At 71.0% G+C, this 18,543-nt stretch carries 16 protein-coding genes and 4 tRNA genes; 8 read left to right on the top strand and 12 right to left on the bottom strand.

The genetic code is table 11. The features are described 5' to 3' along the window. Positions 1-23: 23 nt before the first annotated feature. A complete protein-coding gene (acnA, locus tag MUN78_RS07260; RefSeq protein WP_429952320.1) occupies positions 24-2,696 on the top strand; it encodes an aconitate hydratase AcnA in 2,673 nt (890 codons plus the stop codon). A gap of 119 nt (positions 2,697-2,815) precedes the next feature. Continuing rightward, the gene (gene dxs / locus MUN78_RS07255; RefSeq protein ID WP_244729691.1) at positions 2,816-4,747 is read left to right on the top strand and encodes a 1-deoxy-D-xylulose-5-phosphate synthase; all 1,932 of its coding nucleotides are present in this window, start codon (positions 2,816-2,818) and stop codon (positions 4,745-4,747) included. A 12-nt stretch (positions 4,748-4,759) separates the two neighbouring features. Here the strand turns inward: dxs and MUN78_RS07250 are convergent, their stop codons facing one another. From MUN78_RS07250 to MUN78_RS07235, 4 genes are all read right to left on the bottom strand, one after another. Continuing rightward, on the bottom strand, positions 4,760-6,895 hold the full coding sequence (locus tag MUN78_RS07250; RefSeq protein ID WP_244729688.1) for a 3-hydroxyacyl-CoA dehydrogenase NAD-binding domain-containing protein: 2,136 nt from the start codon (positions 6,893-6,895) through the stop codon (positions 4,760-4,762). Between the two features lie 6 nt (positions 6,896-6,901). Beyond that, positions 6,902-8,095: a thiolase family protein gene (locus MUN78_RS07245; RefSeq protein ID WP_429952319.1), complete on the bottom strand. Its 1,194-nt coding sequence runs from the start codon at positions 8,093-8,095 to the stop codon at positions 6,902-6,904. Positions 8,096-8,215: 120 nt separating this feature from the next. Beyond that, the gene (locus MUN78_RS07240; RefSeq protein WP_244729682.1) at positions 8,216-9,415 is read right to left on the bottom strand and encodes an HRDC domain-containing protein; all 1,200 of its coding nucleotides are present in this window, start codon (positions 9,413-9,415) and stop codon (positions 8,216-8,218) included. Between the two features lie 4 nt (positions 9,416-9,419). Beyond that, on the bottom strand, positions 9,420-9,992 hold the full coding sequence (locus MUN78_RS07235) for a DUF3000 domain-containing protein (RefSeq protein WP_244729680.1): 573 nt from the start codon (positions 9,990-9,992) through the stop codon (positions 9,420-9,422). Positions 9,993-10,112: 120 nt separating this feature from the next. Here MUN78_RS07235 and MUN78_RS07230 point away from each other — a divergent pair, with 120 nt between their 5' ends. The 3 genes from MUN78_RS07230 to MUN78_RS07220 are packed head-to-tail and all read left to right on the top strand — an operon-like array spanning position 10,113 to position 13,012. Beyond that, complete coding sequence (locus MUN78_RS07230; protein ID WP_244729678.1) at positions 10,113-11,306, top strand: alpha/beta hydrolase family protein; 1,194 nt, start codon at positions 10,113-10,115, stop codon at positions 11,304-11,306. Positions 11,307-11,360: 54 nt separating this feature from the next. Beyond that, positions 11,361-12,428, top strand: a complete 1,068-nt coding sequence (gene zapE, locus MUN78_RS07225; RefSeq protein ID WP_244729675.1) for a cell division protein ZapE — start codon at positions 11,361-11,363, stop codon at positions 12,426-12,428. Beyond that, complete coding sequence (locus tag MUN78_RS07220; RefSeq protein WP_244729672.1) at positions 12,425-13,012, top strand: type II toxin-antitoxin system PemK/MazF family toxin; 588 nt, start codon at positions 12,425-12,427, stop codon at positions 13,010-13,012. The genes zapE and MUN78_RS07220 overlap by 4 nt, the downstream gene beginning before the upstream one ends. Positions 13,013-13,037: 25 nt before the next feature. On the opposite strand, the gene MUN78_RS07215 is transcribed toward MUN78_RS07220, so the two are convergent. Both MUN78_RS07215 and MUN78_RS07210 read right to left on the bottom strand, forming a co-directional pair. Then, a complete protein-coding gene (locus tag MUN78_RS07215; RefSeq protein ID WP_244693774.1) occupies positions 13,038-13,694 on the bottom strand; it encodes a dihydrofolate reductase family protein in 657 nt (218 codons plus the stop codon). A gap of 24 nt (positions 13,695-13,718) precedes the next feature. Further along, positions 13,719-14,090 carry a VOC family protein gene (locus tag MUN78_RS07210; RefSeq protein ID WP_244729669.1) on the bottom strand — a complete coding sequence of 124 codons (372 nt, stop codon included), beginning with the start codon at positions 14,088-14,090 and terminating at the stop codon, positions 13,719-13,721. A 208-nt stretch (positions 14,091-14,298) separates the two neighbouring features. Between MUN78_RS07210 and MUN78_RS07205 the strand changes: the two genes are divergently transcribed. After that, a complete protein-coding gene (locus MUN78_RS07205; RefSeq protein WP_244693772.1) occupies positions 14,299-14,535 on the top strand; it encodes an Rv0909 family putative TA system antitoxin in 237 nt (78 codons plus the stop codon). A gap of 117 nt (positions 14,536-14,652) precedes the next feature. On the opposite strand, the gene MUN78_RS07200 is transcribed toward MUN78_RS07205, so the two are convergent. From MUN78_RS07200 to MUN78_RS07180, 5 genes are all read right to left on the bottom strand, one after another. Then, positions 14,653-15,054, bottom strand: coding sequence for a hypothetical protein (locus tag MUN78_RS07200; protein ID WP_244729668.1), 402 nt, complete (start codon positions 15,052-15,054; stop codon positions 14,653-14,655). Beyond that, on the bottom strand, positions 15,048-15,563 hold the full coding sequence (locus MUN78_RS07195) for an LURP-one-related/scramblase family protein (protein ID WP_244729667.1): 516 nt from the start codon (positions 15,561-15,563) through the stop codon (positions 15,048-15,050). The genes MUN78_RS07200 and MUN78_RS07195 overlap by 7 nt, the downstream gene beginning before the upstream one ends. Positions 15,564-15,667: 104 nt before the next feature. Further along, positions 15,668-15,739, bottom strand: a tRNA-Val gene (locus MUN78_RS07190). Positions 15,740-15,765: 26 nt separating this feature from the next. After that, a tRNA-Cys gene (locus MUN78_RS07185) sits at positions 15,766-15,836 on the bottom strand. A gap of 44 nt (positions 15,837-15,880) precedes the next feature. Next, positions 15,881-15,953 (bottom strand) — tRNA-Gly (locus MUN78_RS07180). 152 nt (positions 15,954-16,105) lie between these two features. On the opposite strand from MUN78_RS07180, the gene MUN78_RS07175 reads away from it, so the two are divergent. Together MUN78_RS07175 and MUN78_RS07170 are read left to right on the top strand one after the other, a co-directional pair. Beyond that, positions 16,106-17,119: a hypothetical protein gene (locus MUN78_RS07175; protein ID WP_244693769.1), complete on the top strand. Its 1,014-nt coding sequence runs from the start codon at positions 16,106-16,108 to the stop codon at positions 17,117-17,119. Between the two features lie 106 nt (positions 17,120-17,225). Then, positions 17,226-17,301: transfer RNA gene (locus MUN78_RS07170), tRNA-Val, on the top strand. A gap of 152 nt (positions 17,302-17,453) precedes the next feature. On the opposite strand, the gene MUN78_RS07165 is transcribed toward MUN78_RS07170, so the two are convergent. Continuing rightward, entirely contained in the window at positions 17,454-18,518 is a 1,065-nt protein-coding gene (locus MUN78_RS07165; protein WP_244729666.1) for a tyrosine-type recombinase/integrase, read from the bottom strand. Positions 18,519-18,543 lie beyond the last annotated feature (25 nt).

The raw sequence follows: 18,543 nt of genomic DNA, 5'->3' as shown, positions 1-18,543 counted from the left end.
CGAGACAAATCTGAAGGAGCCGAATCATGGCAGCCGTCAACAGCTTCGACGCGAAGAGCACCCTCGCCGTCGGCGAGCGGGAATACGAGATCTACCGGATCGACCGGGTGCCGGGCCACGAGCGGCTGCCGTACAGCCTGAAGGTGCTGCTCGAGAACCTGCTCCGCACGGAGGACGGCGCGAACGTCACCCGCGCGCACATCGAGGCCCTCGGCGGCTGGGATCCGGCCGCCGAACCCGACACCGAGATCCAGTTCACGCCGGCCCGCGTGATCATGCAGGACTTCACCGGCGTGCCCTGCGTGGTCGACCTGGCCACGATGCGCGAGGCCGTGGTGGAGCTCGGCGGCACGCCCGACAAGATCAACCCCCTCGCCCCCGCCGAGATGGTCATCGACCACTCCGTCATCTCCGACGTCTACGGCACGCCGGGCGCCGCCGCGCGCAACGTCGAGATCGAGTACCAGCGCAACGGCGAGCGCTACCAGTTCCTCCGCTGGGGCCAGGGCGCCTTCGACGAGTTCAAGGTGGTTCCGCCGGGCACCGGCATCGTGCACCAGGTCAACATCGAGTACCTGGCGCGCGTCACCTTCACCCGCTCGGTCGAGGGCGCGCTCCAGGCGTACCCCGACACCTGCGTCGGCACCGACTCCCACACCACCATGGAGAACGGTCTCGGCGTCCTCGGCTGGGGCGTCGGCGGCATCGAGGCCGAGGCGGCCATGCTCGGCCAGCCCATCTCGATGCTCATCCCGCGGGTCGTGGGCTTCAAGCTCTCGGGTCAGATCCCCGCGGGCGTCACCGCGACGGACGTCGTGCTCACCATCACCCAGATGCTCCGCCAGCACGGCGTCGTCGGCAAGTTCGTCGAGTTCTACGGCGAGGGCGTCGGCTCGGTGCCGCTCGCCAACCGCGCCACGATCGGCAACATGAGCCCCGAGTTCGGTTCGACCGCCGCGATCTTCCCGGTGGACGACGTCACCCTCGACTACATGCGCCTCACCGGCCGCAGCGAGGAGCAGATCGACCTCGTCCGCGCCTACACCCAGGCCCAGGGCATGTGGCACGACGCCTCGCGCGAGCCCGAGTTCAGCGAGTACCTCGAGCTCGACCTCGGCACCGTCGTGTCCTCGATCGCCGGCCCCAAGCGCCCGCAGGATCGCATCGAGCTCTCGCACTCGAAGGCCCAGTTCGAGCACGACCTCAAGAACTACGCGCAGGCGGCCAACCCGGCGAAGGTCAAGGACCAGCAGGGCCGCGAGTTCGAGATCGACCACGGCGCGGTCACCCTCGCCTCGATCACCTCGTGCACCAACACCTCGAACCCCTCCGTGATGCTCGCCGCGGGCGTGCTCGCCCGCAACGCGGTCGCCAAGGGCCTGAAGGCGAAGCCCTGGGTCAAGACGACGCTCGCCCCCGGCTCGAAGGTCGTCACCGACTACTACGAGAAGTCGGGCCTGAATCGGGATCTCGAGGATCTCGGCTTCTACACGGTCGGCTACGGCTGCGTCACCTGCATCGGCAACTCGGGGCCGCTGAACGAGGAGATCTCGCAGGCGGTCAACGACAACGATCTCGCGGTCACCGCGGTGCTCTCGGGCAACCGCAACTTCGAGGGCCGCATCAACCCCGACATCAAGATGAACTACCTCGCGAGCCCGCCGCTCGTGATCGCGTACTCGCTGGCCGGCACCATGGACTTCGACTTCGAGAACGAGCCCCTCGGCTCGGACGCCGAGGGCAACGACGTGTTCCTCCGCGACATCTGGCCCGATCCGGTCGAGGTGCAGCAGATCGCGGACGCCTCCATCGGCTCCGAGATGTTCGTCGAGAAGTACGCGACCGTCTTCGACGGCGACGAGCACTGGACCTCGCTGCCGACGCCCGACGGCAACACCTTCGCCTGGGACGAGCGGTCGACCTACGTGCGCAAGGCCCCGTACTTCGACGGCATGGAGCTCGAGCCCGCGCCGGTCGCCGATATCTCGGGAGCCCGCGTGCTGCTGAAGCTCGGCGACTCGGTCACCACCGACCACATCAGCCCCGCGGGCAGCTTCAAGGCCGAGACGCCGGCCGGCCAGTACCTCGTCGCCAACGGCATCGCGCCGAAGGACTTCAACACCTACGGATCGCGCCGCGGCAACCACGAGGTGATGATCCGCGGCACCTTCGCGAACATCCGCATCCGGAACCAGCTCCTCGACAACGTCGAGGGCGGTTTCACGCGCGACTTCACGCAGGAAGGCGGCCCGCAGGCGTACGTCTACGACGCGGCGCAGAACTACCTCGCGGCCGGCACGCCGCTCGTGGTGCTCGGCGGCAAGGAGTACGGTTCGGGTTCCTCGCGCGACTGGGCGGCCAAGGGCACGAGCCTCCTCGGCGTGAAGGCGGTCATCACCGAGAGCTTCGAGCGCATCCACCGCTCGAACCTCATCGGCATGGGCGTGCTCCCGCTGCAGTTCCCCGCGGGGCAGAGCGCCGACTCGCTCGGCCTCGACGGCACGGAGACCTTCGACATCTCCGGCGTCACCGCGCTGAACGAGGGCGTCACACCGAAGACGGTCGCGGTCGTCGCGACGAAGGCCGACGGCACGCGGATCGCCTTCGACGCCGTGGTCCGCATCGACACCCCGGGCGAGGCAGACTACTACCGCAACGGCGGTATCCTGCAGTACGTGCTGCGCAGCCTCGTCTGAGCCGATGCGACGCCCACTTCGGGCCCGGACGCCGCACGGCGTCCGGGCCCGAGGCGTCCCCGCGGTAGTGTGGAGGGATCCGGTCCCCATTCCGGCGGATCGGCCGATGAGGAGGACGAGTGTCGATCCTGGATCGTGTCGCGGGGCCCCGGGATCTCGATGCGCTGAGCGCGGAGGAGTGCCGCCTCCTGGCTGCCGAGATCCGCGAGTTCCTCATCGCGGAGGTCTCGAAGACCGGCGGCCACCTCGGCCCGAACCTCGGCGTCGTGGAGCTCACCATCGCCCTCCACCGGGTCTTCCGCTCGCCGCGCGACCCCATCGTCTTCGACACCGGCCACCAGAGCTACGTGCACAAGCTCCTCACCGGCCGCAAGGATTTCTCGGGGCTGCGCTCGCGCGGCGGGCTCGCGGGCTACCCGCAGCGCGCGGAGTCGGAGCACGACATCGTCGAGAGCTCCCACGCCTCGAGCTCGCTGAGCTGGGCCGACGGCATCTCCCGGGCCTTCGCGCGGCGCGCGCTCGAGGATCAGGCGCAGGCGCAGCGCCACGTGGTCGCCGTCGTGGGCGACGGCGCCCTGACGGGCGGGATGACCTGGGAGGCGCTCAACAACATCACGGACGACAACGACCGCAACCTCGTCATCGTCGTCAACGACAACGGCCGCTCCTACGCGCCGACCATCGGTGGCATGGCCCGTTTCCTGAACACGGTCCGCTCGAAGGACGCCTACCGGGATCTGCAGGAGGGCAGCGAGAAGCTGTTCTCCCGCTTCGGCCGGCCGGGCCGCACCCTCTACCACGGCACCCGCGGCGCCGTGCGCGGCTTCCTCAGCCGGGCGAGCAACAACGACCACCTGTACTCGAATCTCGACATCAAGTATCTCGGCCCCGTCGACGGGCACGACCTCGAAGCCCTCGAGGAGGTGCTGGGCCAGGCCAAGGGCTACGGCCGTCCGACCCTCGTCCATGTCATCACAGAGAAGGGGCGCGGCTACGCCCCGGCGGAGAACGACGTCGCCGATCAGTTCCACGCCATCGGCCAGATCGACCCGGGCAGCGGCGAGCCGCTCGAGCATACGAGCGGGCGCAGCTGGACGGACGTGTTCCGCAGCCGGATCCTGGAGCTCGCCGAGGCGGATCCTCGCATCGTCGGCATCACCGCTGCGATGCTCGCGCCGACGGGCCTCGATCTCCTCGCCGAGCGGCATCCCGGACGGGTCATCGACGTCGGTATCGCCGAGCAGCACGCGGTCGCGAGCGCCGCGGGGCTCGCCTACGGCGGCCTCCATCCCGTCGTCGCCGTCTACGCGACCTTCATGAACCGCGCCTTCGACCAGCTGCTCATGGACGTGGCGCTGCATCGTGCCGGCGTCACCTTCGTGCTGGACCGCGCGGGGATCACGGGCCCCGACGGCGCGAGCCACAACGGCGTCTGGGATCTCGCGACGCTGCAGCTCGTCCCGGGCATCAGGATCGCCGCGCCGCGCGACGAGGAGGCGCTCCGCGAGCTGCTCGCCGAGGCGGTGGCCATCGAGGACGCCCCGACGGTGCTGCGGTATCCGAAGGGGGCTGTGGGGGAGCCGATCCCGGCGCTCCGCCGCACGGCCGACGGGGTCGACGTGCTCCGCGAGCCCGGCGACGACGACGGAGCGCGCGACGTGCTGTTCGTCGCGGTCGGGCCGATGGGCCGACTCGCGGGCGAGGCGGCCGAGCTCCTCGCCGAGCGCGGCGTCGCCTGCACCGTGGTCGACCCGCGCTGGGTCGTCCCGGTGCCGGAGTCCCTTGTCGCCCTCGCCCGCGAGCACCGGCTGCTCATCAGCATCGAGGACGGGATCCGGGTGGGCGGGATCGGCACGCGGATCCGCCAGGCGCTCCGCGACGCGGGGGTGGACACCGCCGTGGACGAGCGCGGCATCCTCGACGCCTTCCCGGCGCACGCGTCCCGCGGGCAGCTGCTCGCGGATGCGGGGCTCACGGCCGAACGGATCGCCGCCGACGTCGCCGCGCAGGTGCGGGGCGAGCGGATCCCGATCGCCCGACCGCGCGCCTGACGGCGTCCGGCCTCAGCGCCGGCCGGCCACCCGGGGCTCGTGGAAGGCGCGACCGAAGCTGCGCTCGCTCGCTCCCACGCGATCCAGGTACGGCGTCGCCCCGCCCGCCTGGAAGGGCCACCCCGCGCCGAGGATGAGGCACAGGTCGATGTCCTCGGCTGCGGCGACGACGCCCTCGTCGAGCATGAGCCCGATCTCGCGGGCGAGCTCGTCCTCGACCCGCCGCAGGATCTCGGCCTCGTCCACGGCGCGCGAGCCGAGGCGGACGGCCTTGCGTCCCGCCTTCGAGAGGTCCTCGACCTTGCCGAGCTTCGACTTCACGAGCGGCGCGTCGACCTCGGCGAGGCGGTGCAGGTTCTCCGAGGCGTAGAAGCGCTCGGGGAACGCGTGCACCATGGTGTCCTGCACGTGGGCCGCAACCTTCCAACCGACGAGGTCGATGAGCTCGAACGGGCCCATGGGCAGACCGATCGGGGCGAGCGCGCGCTCGACCACGGGCAGCGGCGTGCCCTCGTCCAGCGCGCGGGCCGCCTCGCCCATGACCTTCGCGAGCAGGCGGTTCACCACGAACCCGGGCCGGTCCGCCGTGATCACGGCGCTCTTGCCGAGCTTCTTCGCGACCGCCATCGCCGTGGCGAGCGAGGCGTCATCCGTCGTGGGAACCTTGACGACCTCGATCAACGGCATCACGGCCACCGGGTTGAAGAAGTGGAATCCGACGAGCCGCTCGGGGTGGGCGAGATTCGCGCCGATCTCCGCGACCGAGAGCGAGGAGGTGTTCGTGGCGAGGATCGCGGTCTCCGAGATGATCGGTTCGATCTCCGCGAATACCTGCTGCTTGACGCCGAGCTCCTCGAAGACGGCCTCGATCACCCAGTCGCAGTCCGCGTACGCCGCCTTGTCGGTCGTGCCGCTGACGAGCGCGCGGACCTGGTTCGCGTCGTCCGCGGAGAGCCGCCCCTTCGCCTCCATCGTGTCGATCTCGCCGCGGATGTAGTCGAGACCCTTGTCGACGCGGCCCTGATCGAGGTCGGTGATGAGCACCGGCACACGGAGCTTGCGCGCGAAGAGCAGCGCGAACTGGCTCGCCATGAGCCCGGCGCCGATCACGCCGACCTTCTTCACGGGCTTCGCGAGCTCGCGATCGGGGGCGCCCGCCGGGCGCTTCGCGCGCTTCTGGACGAGGTCGAAGGCGTAGATCGACGCCGCGAACTGGTCGCCGGAGATGAGCTCGGCGAGCGCCTCGTCCTCGCGTTCGAAGCCGCGCACGAGGTCGTTGTCCTTCGCGGCGCTCAGCAGATCGAGGGCGACGTAGGGCGCCCGCGCGGCGGTGCCGATGCGCGCCTTCAGGGTGTCGCGCGCGATCTTGATGGCGGCCGGCCACTTGGTCAGGCGCTCGAGCTTGCCCGGAACGTGCGTGCGCTCGACCGCGACGGCCCCGGTGAGCACGCCGTCGGCCCATGCGATGGAGCGCTCGAGGAAGCTCGCGGAGCCGAACATGCGGTCGAAGAGCCCGAGTTCGAGTGCCTGCTGCGGCTTCAGCATGCGATTGTTCTTGAGCGGATTCGAGACGACGACCTCGAGGGCCTTCTCGATGCCGATGAGGTTGGGGACGAGCGTCGCACCGCCCCAACCCGGGATGATCCCGAGGAAGACCTCGGGGAAGGCGAGCGCCGCGGCCGAGGAGTCGAGCGTGCGGTAGTCGCAGTGCAGCGCGATCTCCATCGCCCCGCCGAGCGCGAGCCCGTTGACGAAGGCGAAGGACGGCACCCCGAGGGTGCCGAGCTTGCCGAGCACGTGGTGCCCGAACTGGGCCATGAGGCGCGCGTTCTGCTCGCTCGCGAGCGACGAGACCTTCGACAGATCCGCGCCCGCGGCGAAGATGAACGGCTTGCCGGTGATGCCGACGGCGGCGATCTCGCCCGCCGCGGCGCGCGCGGCGAGCTCATCGAGCACGATCCGCAGCCCGTCGAGGGTGCGGGGCCCGAGCGTGTTCGGGCGGGTGTGATCCCGCCCGTTGTCGAGCGTGATGAGGGCGAGGACGCCCCCGGAGGGGAGGGCGACGTCGCGCACGTGGGAGGCGGTGACGACCTCGTCGGCGGAGGCGTCGATGATCGGCGAGAAGTCGATGCTGCGGTAGTCGGTCATGGCTGCTTACTTGCCCTTCTTGCCGTCGAAGTGGGGGTTCTCCCAGATGGCGGTGCCGCCCTGGCCGAGGCCGACGCACATCGCCGTCACGCCGTAGCGCACGTCGGGCCGCTCGGCGAACTGCCGGGCGAGCTGGATCATGAGGCGCACGCCGGATGCCGCGAGGGGGTGGCCGATCGCGATCGCGCCGCCCCAGGGGTTGACGCGCGGATCGTCGTCGGCGATGCCGAAGTGGTCGGTGAAGGACAGCACCTGCACCGCGAAGGCCTCGTTGAGCTCGAACAGGCCGATGTCGTCGACTGTGAGCCCGGCGCGCCGCAGCGCCTTCTCGGTCGAGGGCACGGGACCGAGTCCCATCACCTCCGGCTGCACCCCGGCGAACGCGAAGCCGACGAGTCGCATCTTCGCCGGCAGCCCGAGCTCCCTGGCCGTATCCGCACCGGCGAGCAGCGACACGGTCGCGCCGTCGGTGAGGGGGGAGGCGTTGCCTGCAGTGACCCGTCCGTGCGGGCGGAACGGCGTCTTCAGGCCGGCGAGGCCCTCCATCGTCGTCTCGGGGCGGCGCCCCTCGTCTTCGGTCGCGAGGCCCCAGCCGCCCTCCGAGCGGATCGCGACGGGCACGAGGTCGTGCTGGATGTCGCCGCGCTCGTACGCCGCCTGGACCTTGTGCTGGCTGAGCATCCCGAATCGGTCGGCACGCTCCTTCGTGAGCGCGGGGAAGCGGTCGTGCAGGCGCTCGGCCGTGATCCCCATGTTCAGCGCATCGGGGCTCACGAGCTTCTCGGCGACGAAGCGCGGGTTGGGATCGGCGTCGAAGCCGATCGGATGGCGTCCCATGTGCTCGACGCCGCCGGCGACCGCGAGGTCGTACTGGCCCGCGCCGATCGCCGCGCCCATGAACGAGGCGACCGTGAGCGCGCCCGCGCACATCCGGTCGAGCGCGAAGCCCGGCACCTCGACGGGCAGGCCCGCGAGCATCGACACCGTGCGGCCGAGCGTGAGCCCCTGGTCGCCCTGCTGCGTGGTCGCCGCGATGCCGACGTCGTCGATCCGGTCGAGCGGCAGCCCCTCGTGCCGCGCGAGCAGCCCCTGCAGCGCCTTCACGGCCAGGTCGTCGGCACGCGTGCCCGCGTACATCCCCTTGTCACCGGCGCGTCCGAACGGGGTGCGCACCCCGTCCACGAACACGACCTCTCTCATTGCGGCCACTTCGCCTCCATCGGTATGTGAACTGCGTCGTCTCCAGTGTAGAGACGGAGTCTCACTCCGGCGAGCGAACGCACGAAAACGCGGGAATTCGCGGAGCCGAACCCGACTCGCTTATGTGGACTCTACAAATGCGGCCGCAATGATTGGTGCAGTCAAGCCAACCTGCCACTCGCGGGCGCCGAGTTCGGTGAGACGGAGTGCAATCGTCGCGGCATCGGCCGGCGCGGGCGGCGCCCAGGCGAGCCGTCGGAGCAGCTCCGGGGTGAGGAGATTCTCGAGCGGCATCCGCAGCCGCTCCGCCTCAGCCTCGAGCGCGGCCCGCGCGTCGGCGAGCCGCGCCGCGGCCTCGGGGTGGCGCTGCGCCCACCCGCGGTGATGGGGGATCGCGTCGGGGTCGCGCCGTCGCGGCCCGGGGAGCTCCTCGGTCGTCTTGCCGCGGAGCACCGCCGCCCACCATCGGTCCAGCTCGGTGCGACTCGCGCGACCGCGGAAGGACTGCAGCCGTGCGAGCTCCCCCTTGGAGCGCGGCGCGGCCTCGGCCGCCGCGACGACGGAGGCGTCGGGGATCAGGCGCCCCGGCGCGACGTCCCGTTCTCGCGCCAGGGCGTCGCGCGAGGCCCAGAGCTCCCGAGCGATCGCGAGCGCGCGGGGCGTCCGCAGGCGGTGCCCGCCGGACAGCTTGCGCCACGGCTCCGCGTTCGGCGCCTTCGCCGGGCGGGTGCGCACCGCCTCGAACTCCTGGCGGGCGAACTCGGTCTTGCGCTGCGCCTCGAGGTCGCGCTGCACGGCGTCGCGCAGATCCGGCAGCAGGGCGACGTCGAAGGCGGCGTACTCCAGCCACGCGTCCGGCAGGGGGCGCTGGGACCAGTCCGCGGCGGAGTGCGCCTTCTCGAGGTGGATCCCGAGCAGCGTCTCGACGATCGCCCCGAGGCCGACCCGCTCGTAGCCGAGCAGCCGGGCCGCGAGCTCGGTGTCGAAGATGCGCTGCGGGCGGAGACCGAGGTCCTCGAGGCACGGGAGATCCTGGCTCGCGGCGTGCAGGATCCACTCCTCCTCGTCGATGGCCTCGGCGAGCGGCGCGAACGTCGCGATCTCCACGGGGTCGAAGAGGAAGGTGCCGGCGCCGCGGCGGTGCGCCTGCACGAGGTAGGCCTCGGAGCCGTAGCGGAAGCCCGAGGCCCGCTCGGCGTCGATGCCGACGGGCCCGCGCCCGGCGGCCAGGGTCTCGGCCGCGCGCCGCAGGCCCGCGTCGTCGACGACGAGGACCCAGTCCGCGGTGAGATCCGATTGCTGAAGCGGTCCGTCTGCCACGGGGTCAGTGCACCTCTCGATGGGGGAGCCCCGCCAGCAGGCAGAGCAGTTCCGACCACGCCTCGGCGTGGGATGCGAATGCGGGCCCGAGCGGGGTCCAGGAGGCGCGGAGCTCGATCTGCGCGGCGTCGCCCTGCGACTCGAGCGTCCCGAAGCCGCTCGAGAGCGTCTTGGTCGCCGTGCCGGCGAGCGCGATATGCGCCGCGCCGCGGGATTCGAGCGCGTCGACGAGCCAGGACCATGCGACGTCCGAGATGAACGGATCGACGCCGATCTCCACCTCGAGCGGGGCCTGCGCGAAGCAGACGATGCGGAAGGGCCCGCCCCATTCGGCGGCCGACTCGGGATCGTGCATGAGCACGAGGCGGCCCGCTCCGTGGGCGGAGTCGATGCTGCCCTCGGCGTCGAGCCCGCGCCGCGGACCGCGGGCGACGCCGGCGGCGAGGGCGATCGACTGCGGTGCGATGCGCTCCGGCGCCGCGATCTCCTGCACCACGAGCTCCTCGCGCAGCCGTGCGCCGCGGATCTGCTCGGCCGCGGCGCTGAAGTCGACGGGGTGCGCCCCGATCCTTGCCATCACACAGGGAACACTAGAGTTCTCACTGTGCGATCGTGCGCAGCCACGCCGAAGATGCGAGGATCCTGAGAAGACGCGCGGCGCGGTGGAGCGGCGCACGAGAGGAAGGGGACCGGAGACATGACCGGACGGGATCGCGGGCGTGCGATCGGGATCGGAGCGGCGTGGCTCGCCCTCGCCGCGACGGCGGGAGCCGGTCTCGCGGTGCTCGGCGGCGTCGCCTTGGCCAGGCGCGCGGTGACTCCCGCCGCCGTGCCGGAGGCGCCCGTGCGCGTACTGGCGGTGCTCGAGCGGGACGGCGCGGCGCACGTGCGGCTCCGCGGTACCGATGCGGGCCTTCCCGGGCGCTATTCCCTCGTCTTCGACGGGGGAGCGGGCCACGCGCGCCTTGGCGCCGTTGTCGCGGGCGCGGCCGACTCCGCCGGCGGCGTGCTGCGCGAACTCGTCGCCGTCGACCGCGGGACGCTCGTCCCGGGAACGACCGGCCGCATCACGGGCTGGTGGTTCGCCGACGCCGCCGAGCTCGGCTACCGCACGGAGCGCATCGCGTTCCCCACGGAGCTCGGCGAGGCCGAGGCGTGGCTCGTGCATCCGAAGCGCGCCCGGAAGCGGCGCTGGGCCGTCCACGTCCACGGCCGCGGCGCGGACCCGGTCGAGACGCTCCGCGGGGTCGCGCCGCTGGCCCGCGCCGGGATCACGAGCCTCGTCATCAGCTACCGCAACGACACCGGTGCGCCGAGCGGACGCCACGCCCGCTACGGCCTCGGCGTCTCCGAGTCCCGCGATGTGGACGCCGCCGTGGCCGAGGCCGTGCGGCGGGGGGCGGGACGGGTCACCCTCGTGGGCTGGTCCATGGGGGCGACCGCGTGCCTGCTCGCGGCGAGCGGCGGCGAGCACCGCAGCGTCGTCGACGGGCTGATCCTCGATTCGCCCGCGATCGACTGGGAGGAGCTGCTGCGGTACCACGCGGCCGGCATGCGGGTGCCGCGGCGCGTGGCCGGGTTCGGCGTGCGCCTGCTCGACGCGGGCCTCGTGCGCGCCGGCGAGGACGACGGCATCCCCTTCGACCGCCTGGAGGCCTCCGCGCTCGGTCGTGCGCTCACGGTCCCCGTCCTCATCCACGCGAGCCGCGCGGACACCTTCGTCCCGTGCGCCGGCGCCGAGCGCCTGGCCGCGGCCCGTCCCGAGCTCGTGCAGTTGCGGCTCCAGGATCGCGGCGAGCACGTGAAGCTCTGGAACGTCGATCCCGCGCCGTGGGAGCGGAGCACCGAGGCGTTCGCGCGGGCGCTGCCGCATCCCCCGTGGCGCGGCTAGGTCGGCGGCGAGCGCGTGCGCCGCGAGCCATGCCGAGCGGATACACTGGCTCCGATGTCCTCTGATCAGCAGCACAGCTCCGCTCGACTCGTCGACCGCCGGCCCAGCATCTCGGGCACCGACCTCGTCGCCACGCTCGTGCCCCCGCCCCAGTTCGATCACGCGTCCTTCGACTCCTACCGGCCGGACGCGGCCTACCCATCGCAGGACGAGGCCAGGGAGCTGCTGCGCGGCTTCGTCGCCCCGGAGGCCCCGCAGGCGCGCGGCGGATTCTTCGGCCTCGGCCGGCGCAAGCCGCAGCCCGAGGCGCAGCGGGTCGGCACCGGGAAGCCGGGCGTCTACCTCGACGGAGGCTTCGGCGTGGGCAAGACGCACCTGCTCGCCGCGACGTGGCACGCCACGGCGGGGCGGCGGTATTTCGGCACCTTCATCCAGTACACGGCCCTCGTCGGCGCGCTCGGGTATGCGGGCGCCGTGAGCGTGCTGCAGGGGGCGCGTCTCATCTGCATCGACGAGTTCGAGCTCGACGATCCGGGTGACACGATGCTCATGACCCGGCTGATCGGCGATCTCACCGCGACCGGTTCGAAGATCGTCGCGACCTCCAACACCCCGCCCAACGCGCTCGGCGAGGGGCGCTTCGCCGCCGCGGACTTCATGCGCGAGATCCAGGCGATGTCCGACCGCTTCGAGACCATCAGGATCGACGGCGTCGACTACCGTCAGCGCGACATCACGGGCGACGCCGCAGTCCTCTCCGACGAGGCCTACCGCTTCGCCCTCGCGGACGCCGCGGCCGCGGGCGAACGGGCTACCGACGACGATTTCTCGGCACTCATCGAGCACCTCGCCTCGGTGCACCCCTCCAGCTACATTGGGCTGCTCGACGGCGTGCGCTGCATCGGTCTGCGCGAGGTGCACGAGCTCACCGACCAGTCCGCGGCGCTGCGCTTCGTGGCGTTCATCGACCGGGTCTACGATGCGCAGATCCCGATCCGCGCCACCGGTGTGCCGCTCACCTCGATCTTCGGGGGCGGGATGCTCGACGGCGGGTACCGCAAGAAGTACCTGCGCTGCGTCTCGCGTCTGAACGCGCTCACGGCGAGCGAGTTGTCGCGATGAGCGGGGGAGCGCCGCGGTCGGGATGGATCGCGGACTTCCTGCGCTCCTTCGTCTCGGCGTTCCTGCGCTCCTCCCGACGATCGGCGCCGACCGCGGAGCCCGTGCCGTCCGCACATCCCGGATCGCGCTCCCGCGATTCGGCGCCCGCCGATGCCGAGAGCCCCGGGCGATCCGGCGACGGCGCCACCCGCGAACTCACCGCGTCCGAGATCCGCGCGCTGCGCCCGAGTTACGACCCCGCGCCCGACGGCCGGCCGGACCCGGGGGAGATCGTGTGGACCTGGGTGCCGTACGAGGAGAACGACGGCCGGGGCAAGGACCGCCCCGTGCTCATCATCGCGCGCATCGATGCGCGCACCACCGCGGCCTGCTACCTGAGCACCAAGCCGCATCGGGGGTTCGTCTCCGTCGGTACGGGCGGCTGGGACGGACAGGGCCGGGAGAGCTTCCTCGCGCCGGATCGAGTGCTCCGCGTCGCCGACGCCGGCATGCGCCGCGAGGGCCATGTGCTGCCCCGGGACCGCTTCGCCCGCGCGGTCGGAGCGGCTGCCGCGCTCCACGGCTTCCCGGGCGTCCCGGCCTGAGCCCGCGCGCTGCGGGTCTTGGCGATCACTCCCGCGAGAACACGAGATGGGTGACGCCGCTCGGCGTCGTCGTGGCCTCGATGTCGTAGCCGCGCTCGAGGCCTTCGAGGCCGTCCCAGAGCCGCTCGCCCCGGCCGAGGATCACGGGGACCTGCACGACGTGCAGCAGATCGACGAGTCCCGCCGCGAGGAACGCGCGCACCGTCGACGGGCCGCCGCCGATCCGCACGTCGAGTCCGTCCGCGAGCTCCGTCGCGCGCGCGAGGGCCTCGCGGGGCTCGGCAGACAGGAAGCGGAACTCCGTACCGTTCGGGAAGACGACGGGCTCGCGCGGCGTATGCGTCAGCACGAGCACCGGGGTCCGGAACGGCGGCTCCTCGCCCCACCACCCCCGCCAGTCGGGATCGTCGGGCCAACCCGGTGGGCCGAACTTCCGCGATCCCATGATCTCGGCGCCGATGCCCTCGAATCCGCGACGGGCGAAGACGTCGTCCGCAGCCGCCGCCGGATCCACCGGCCGCCGCTCACGATCGCCGGTCTGGGCCTGGAACGTCGGCGTCGGGAAGAACCACTCCATGAGTCGCGTGCCCGCGTGCCCGAAGGGGGACTCGAGCCGCTGGTCGACGCCCGTGCCGAAGCCGTCGAGCGAGAGGGCGAGGTTGTGGACGCGCACGCGGGTCATCGTACCGTCTCCGATCCGGCTGCGTCAGCCGACCGTGCAGAACGGGTGGCCGACCGGATCGAGGTACACCCGGAACCCGCGATGGGTCTCGAGATGCCGAGCACCCGCGGCGAGCAGCGCCTGTTCGGCGGCGTCGAAGTCGGCGACCCTGATGTCGAGGTGCAGCTGCTGATCGCCGTCGTCTCCCGGCCAGACCGGAGGCACGTACCCGGGGGACCGTTGGAAGGCGAGCCGGGGGCCCGTCTCGGCGAGGGCGAGTTCCACCCACTCCGCGCCGTCGGGCCCGTCCTCCTCGGGGTCCACCTCCACGCTGCCGCCGAGCACCTCGCGGTAGAAGCCGGCGAGCGCCAGCGGATCCGGGGCGTCGAGGACGACCGTGTGCAGTGCGCCGATCATGCGGGCTCCCTTCGCCTGCGAACTGGAACGCGTCCATTCTCCTCCGCTACCCCCGGAATGCAAGCCCCGCCCCGCACGCGCATTCCTTCGCTCGTGCGTCCCCCGACCGGCGTCAAGTTGCGCCCGGGTCTTCCCCGCGGCGCCGCGCGCGCGTCATAATGGCCGCAGCGGACCGAACCGCTCGGCCGCGCGACAGAGTGGAGTGCACATGGGCATCGAGGATCTCGGCAAGCAGGCGGCCGATCTCGCGGGCAAGGCGAAGACCTTCGCCGAGGAGAACGCCGACAAGGTCGGCGACGCGCTCAAGAGCGAGCAGGCCGAGGGCATCAGCGATCGGCTGCTCGACGGGGCTGCCGGACTCGCGAACAAGGTCACGGGCGGCAAGTTCGCCGACAAGGTCGACGAGGTGCGCGACAACCTCGACGGCAAGATCGGCAACGAGTAGTCCCGCAGAGGACGCGCACCGCGGGCCCGGATCGCCATCGGCGCGCCGGGCCCGCGGTGTCTCCGCGGTCGCGAGGCCTCCTCTGCAGAGTCCGACGTTCCGCCGCGGGGCCTCGACTCAGGCGCCCGGCGCCGCGGTCCGTGCGGGGCGCGCGAGGAGCAGTCCGAGCACCGTCGCCGAGAGGAGCAGCGCCGCCGCGCCGAGCCACCGCTCGGGGCCGAGGATGAGCAGCAGCAGGCCGCCGAGAAGCACCGCGAGCTGCAGCACGATCGTCGCCGGCCGCGCCCAGGGCGCGCCGCGCAGCAGGGCGATCGCGAAGATCAGCAGCAGGAGCGCGCTTGCGAGGCCGGCGACGGCGACCACGGCCTGGCCGCTCCGCGCGGCATCGACGAACAGCGCATTGCCGATGAGCGCGAAACCGGCGATGAGGACGGCGGCGCCGTACAGCGCCAGGACGACGGCCTCCAGGATCGTCGCCCACGCGGCAGCCGGCCGCCGCGCACCGCTCGGGGTCACCACGTCGACCCCGCTCCGACGTCGAGATTCTCCTCGTCCTCGGCGACGGTGGACTCCAGGGCGACGAGGATCATGAGAACGAGCAGTTCATCGCGCCCCTCGGCGATGTCGATGCCGTACCGGCCGGCGACGGAGACCCACGCCTTCGTGACCTGCGCGACGGTCGCGCCGGCCCCGTCGGTCAGCGTGAAGCTGCGGTCGACCCAGTCCCCGTGCAGCTCCCACCGCTCCCCGGAGGCGAGTTCGATGTCGAACTTGACGCGTACCGCGAGCGCCTTGCGCGTGACGGTGGCGGCCGGCTCGCCGCCGATCTCGATGAACATGCGCTTGGGGAAGGAGAGCAGCTTGCTGTGGAAGGTCGCCACCTCTTCACCCTGCATATCGAGCAGGCGCACCCGGTCGTGGAGGCTGAAGAACTTGCCGGCGTTGCGGTAGACGGAGTTGCCGTGCTCATCGGTGATCACGCCCTGGTCGCCCAGCGCGAAGAGCTTCCGGGTCATCTGATAGCGCATGCGGGTCCTCTCCTTCGAAGCTGTCGTCAGACTAGCAAGCGCAGGGGCTCGAGGGGAGGCCGGGAGACACGAAAGCCCCCGACTCGCGTCGGGGGCCGATCTCGTGCGCGATACTGGGATCGAACCAGTGACCTCTTCCGTGTCAGGGAAGCGCGCTACCGCTGCGCCAATCGCGCCTGTTCAGGCTATTCAGTTGTCCGAGAGGTGGCGACGGGATTCGAACCCGTGTATACGGCTTTGCAGGCCGCTGCCTCGCCTCTCGGCCACGCCACCGTAATGGTTACCACCAAACAGGCGACCGGGCTACCGGCCACCAGAGCGGATGACGAGACTCGAACTCGCGACCCTCACCTTGGCAAGGTGATGCGCTACCAACTGCGCTACATCCGCATTTCCGCCGCTTACCGCGACCTGAATAACTATAGGGGGGTCGCGCGCATCCGCGCAAATCGCTCCGCGCCTCCCGGGCGTGCCGCCCGGGAGGACCCGTGATTCCCACGATTTTCCGCCGCGAACCCCCTCGTCGCGACTACGGTTGATGCATGGAGGAGCGCAGCCGGGGGAGGGCGAAGCGGGTGTTCGGCTTCGCGGTGTTCCTCGCCGTCGTGGCGCTGGTGGTCTGCGCGGTGACCCAGCGCCAGCTCATCTCGGATCAGTTCGCGGCGATGACCTTCGAACCGAGCGCCCGCGTCGTGGAGCTGGTCGATGAGCTGAACCTCACGGACGCCGGCGAACGCACCCTGCTCGCCACGCGGCCGACGGTCGACGCCAGCCAGCACTTCAACGATCAGTGCGCCGGGGTCGATCATTCCGAACAGGGGCACGTCCTCGGATGCTACACGGGGGACCGCATCCATCTCTTCGGCGTCACGGATCCGCGGGTGAGCGGGATCGTGGAGGTCACCGCGGCGCACGAGTTGCTGCACGCCGTCTACGCGCGGCTGGCTGAGGGCGACCGCATGGCGCTGGCCCAGCGCTTGCGCACCGAGTACGACGCCCTCGCGGAGCACGACGATGCGCTGCGCGAACGCATGTCGATCTACGAGCACCTCTCGGACACCGCCTTCGCGAACGAGCTCCACTCCGTGCTCGGCACCGAGGTGCGCGAGCTGCCCGAGTGGCTGGAGGAGCACTACGCGACGTGGTTCGCCGACCGCGGGGCGCTCGTCGATCGCTTCGACGCCTACCACTCGGTGTTCGTGGGCCTGCAGCGCGAGGCCGACGCGCTCGAGGAGGAGATGGAGACCCTGCGCGCCGACGTCGAGAACCGCAAGGCCGAGTACGACCACGAGGTCACCGAGTACAACGCCGATGCCGAGGAGCTCGAGGCTGCGGTCCCCGCGTCGACCGCGGAGCAGGCGCTCCTGGATCGCCGGCGCTCGACGATGACGCAGCGCCGGGCCGACCTCGATGCGACCCGGGACGCGCTGCAGATCGACATCGACCGCTACAACGACCTGCGCGAGCAGCTGACCGAGCTCAGCGCGATCAGCTCGGAGCTCGACCGCCAGCTGAACAGCGAGCTGGCCCCCGTCACGACACGCCCGGCGGGGTAGCGTCGACCGCCGCGGGATGTCGCGGGAGTCCGGGAGGTGCGCGTCCGCCACCCCCGATCCGTGTATGATCGTTCAGGTTGGCATCGTCCGCGAGGGCGATGCGGACGGGCGATTGGCGCAGTTGGTAGCGCGCTTCCTTCACACGGAAGAGGTCATCGGTTCGAGCCCGGTATCGCCCACCAGGATCAAGCGGGGCCGATCAGTTGGAAACAGCTGATCGGCCCCGCTTTTATTGTTTCGGCGATCGATCAGCTGAGTCGCGATCTTTGGATGGGAAGAGGTCACGTGGGGCAGACGTGGGGCAGACCGGCCCGCTGCGCCCTTCTGGCGCACGTTACCGGCCTCCGGGGAATGCGATCACATTGGAGGGGAGTTCGCGCGTCTCACGGGGCTTCTGGCGCTTCTTCGGCTTTGGTGCGCGGCGAGGGTCTCGGATCGTGCCGAGCGCCTTCTTGCCGACCTTCGAGCGGCGGTGCGCGTAGCGTTCGGTAGTCGTGATCGAGGAGTGCCCGAGGAGGTCGGCGATCTCCGCAAGCGAGAGGCCCGCTTCGAGTTGCTCGGTGGCGTAGGTGTGCCGCAGCGTGTGGATGGATCCGCGCTCCTTCCCGGCCGAGTTAAGCCCGATCTCGTCGGAGCACTTGTTCCAGACGCGCTTGCGCCAGTTGGCGACATCGAGCGGCACGCCGCCGCGGCTGCGAAAGAGGTATCCCTCAGGCCTCGCCTTGAGGAGCGGCTTGATGAGGTCGAGCAACCAGTTGTCGATGGGCACCGTGCGGCGCTTCTTGCCCTTCGTGTACGTCTTGAGCTTCCGATTGTGGGAGTCCCAGGTCTGCCGGAATCGGACCGTGCTGTGCTGCACGTTGAAGTGGCGCGCCTCGAGGGCGAGAGCTTCACCTAGACGGCAGCCGGTGCCGAGCAAGATGGCGACGAGCGCCTGGTCGAGGACGCTGGGCAACTCGCTGAAGAGCCGATGCTGTTCCTTCTGTGTGTAGGTGCGCTCGCTCGGGTTGTCGGGGATCCCGAGGTTGAGCTTCGCGCACGGGTTGTGGGAGAGGATCCCGACGTCGACGGCAGCTGTCAGCGACGAGGAGAACGCGTTGATGACGCGCTTCGCGCTGGTCGCCGCGATCCCGGCTTCCACCTGCATCTCCTTCGCCCACGCCTTGATCTCGTGCCGATCGATATCGATCAGCCGCACGTCTCCCCACTTCGGCATGATGTGCACCCGGATCAGGCTCTCCGTCGTCGAGTCGGAGGAGTCTTCAGCGTAGAAGCCGCGAAGCCATTCGGGGCACCACTCGCGCCAGGTGCGCGCCGCTGCCTTCGGATCGCGCCAGCCGAGCTCGCGGGACTCGTCTTCCAGCGCATGCGCCTTCCGCTGTGCGTCGGTTTCACGCACGTAGGTCTGTGGCGTGTACCTCTTA

It is taken from the genome of Leucobacter allii (assembly GCF_022919155.1).
Lineage (GTDB): Bacteria > Actinomycetota > Actinomycetes > Actinomycetales > Microbacteriaceae > Leucobacter > Leucobacter allii.
This window is presented reverse-complemented; position numbering and strand designations above follow the sequence as displayed.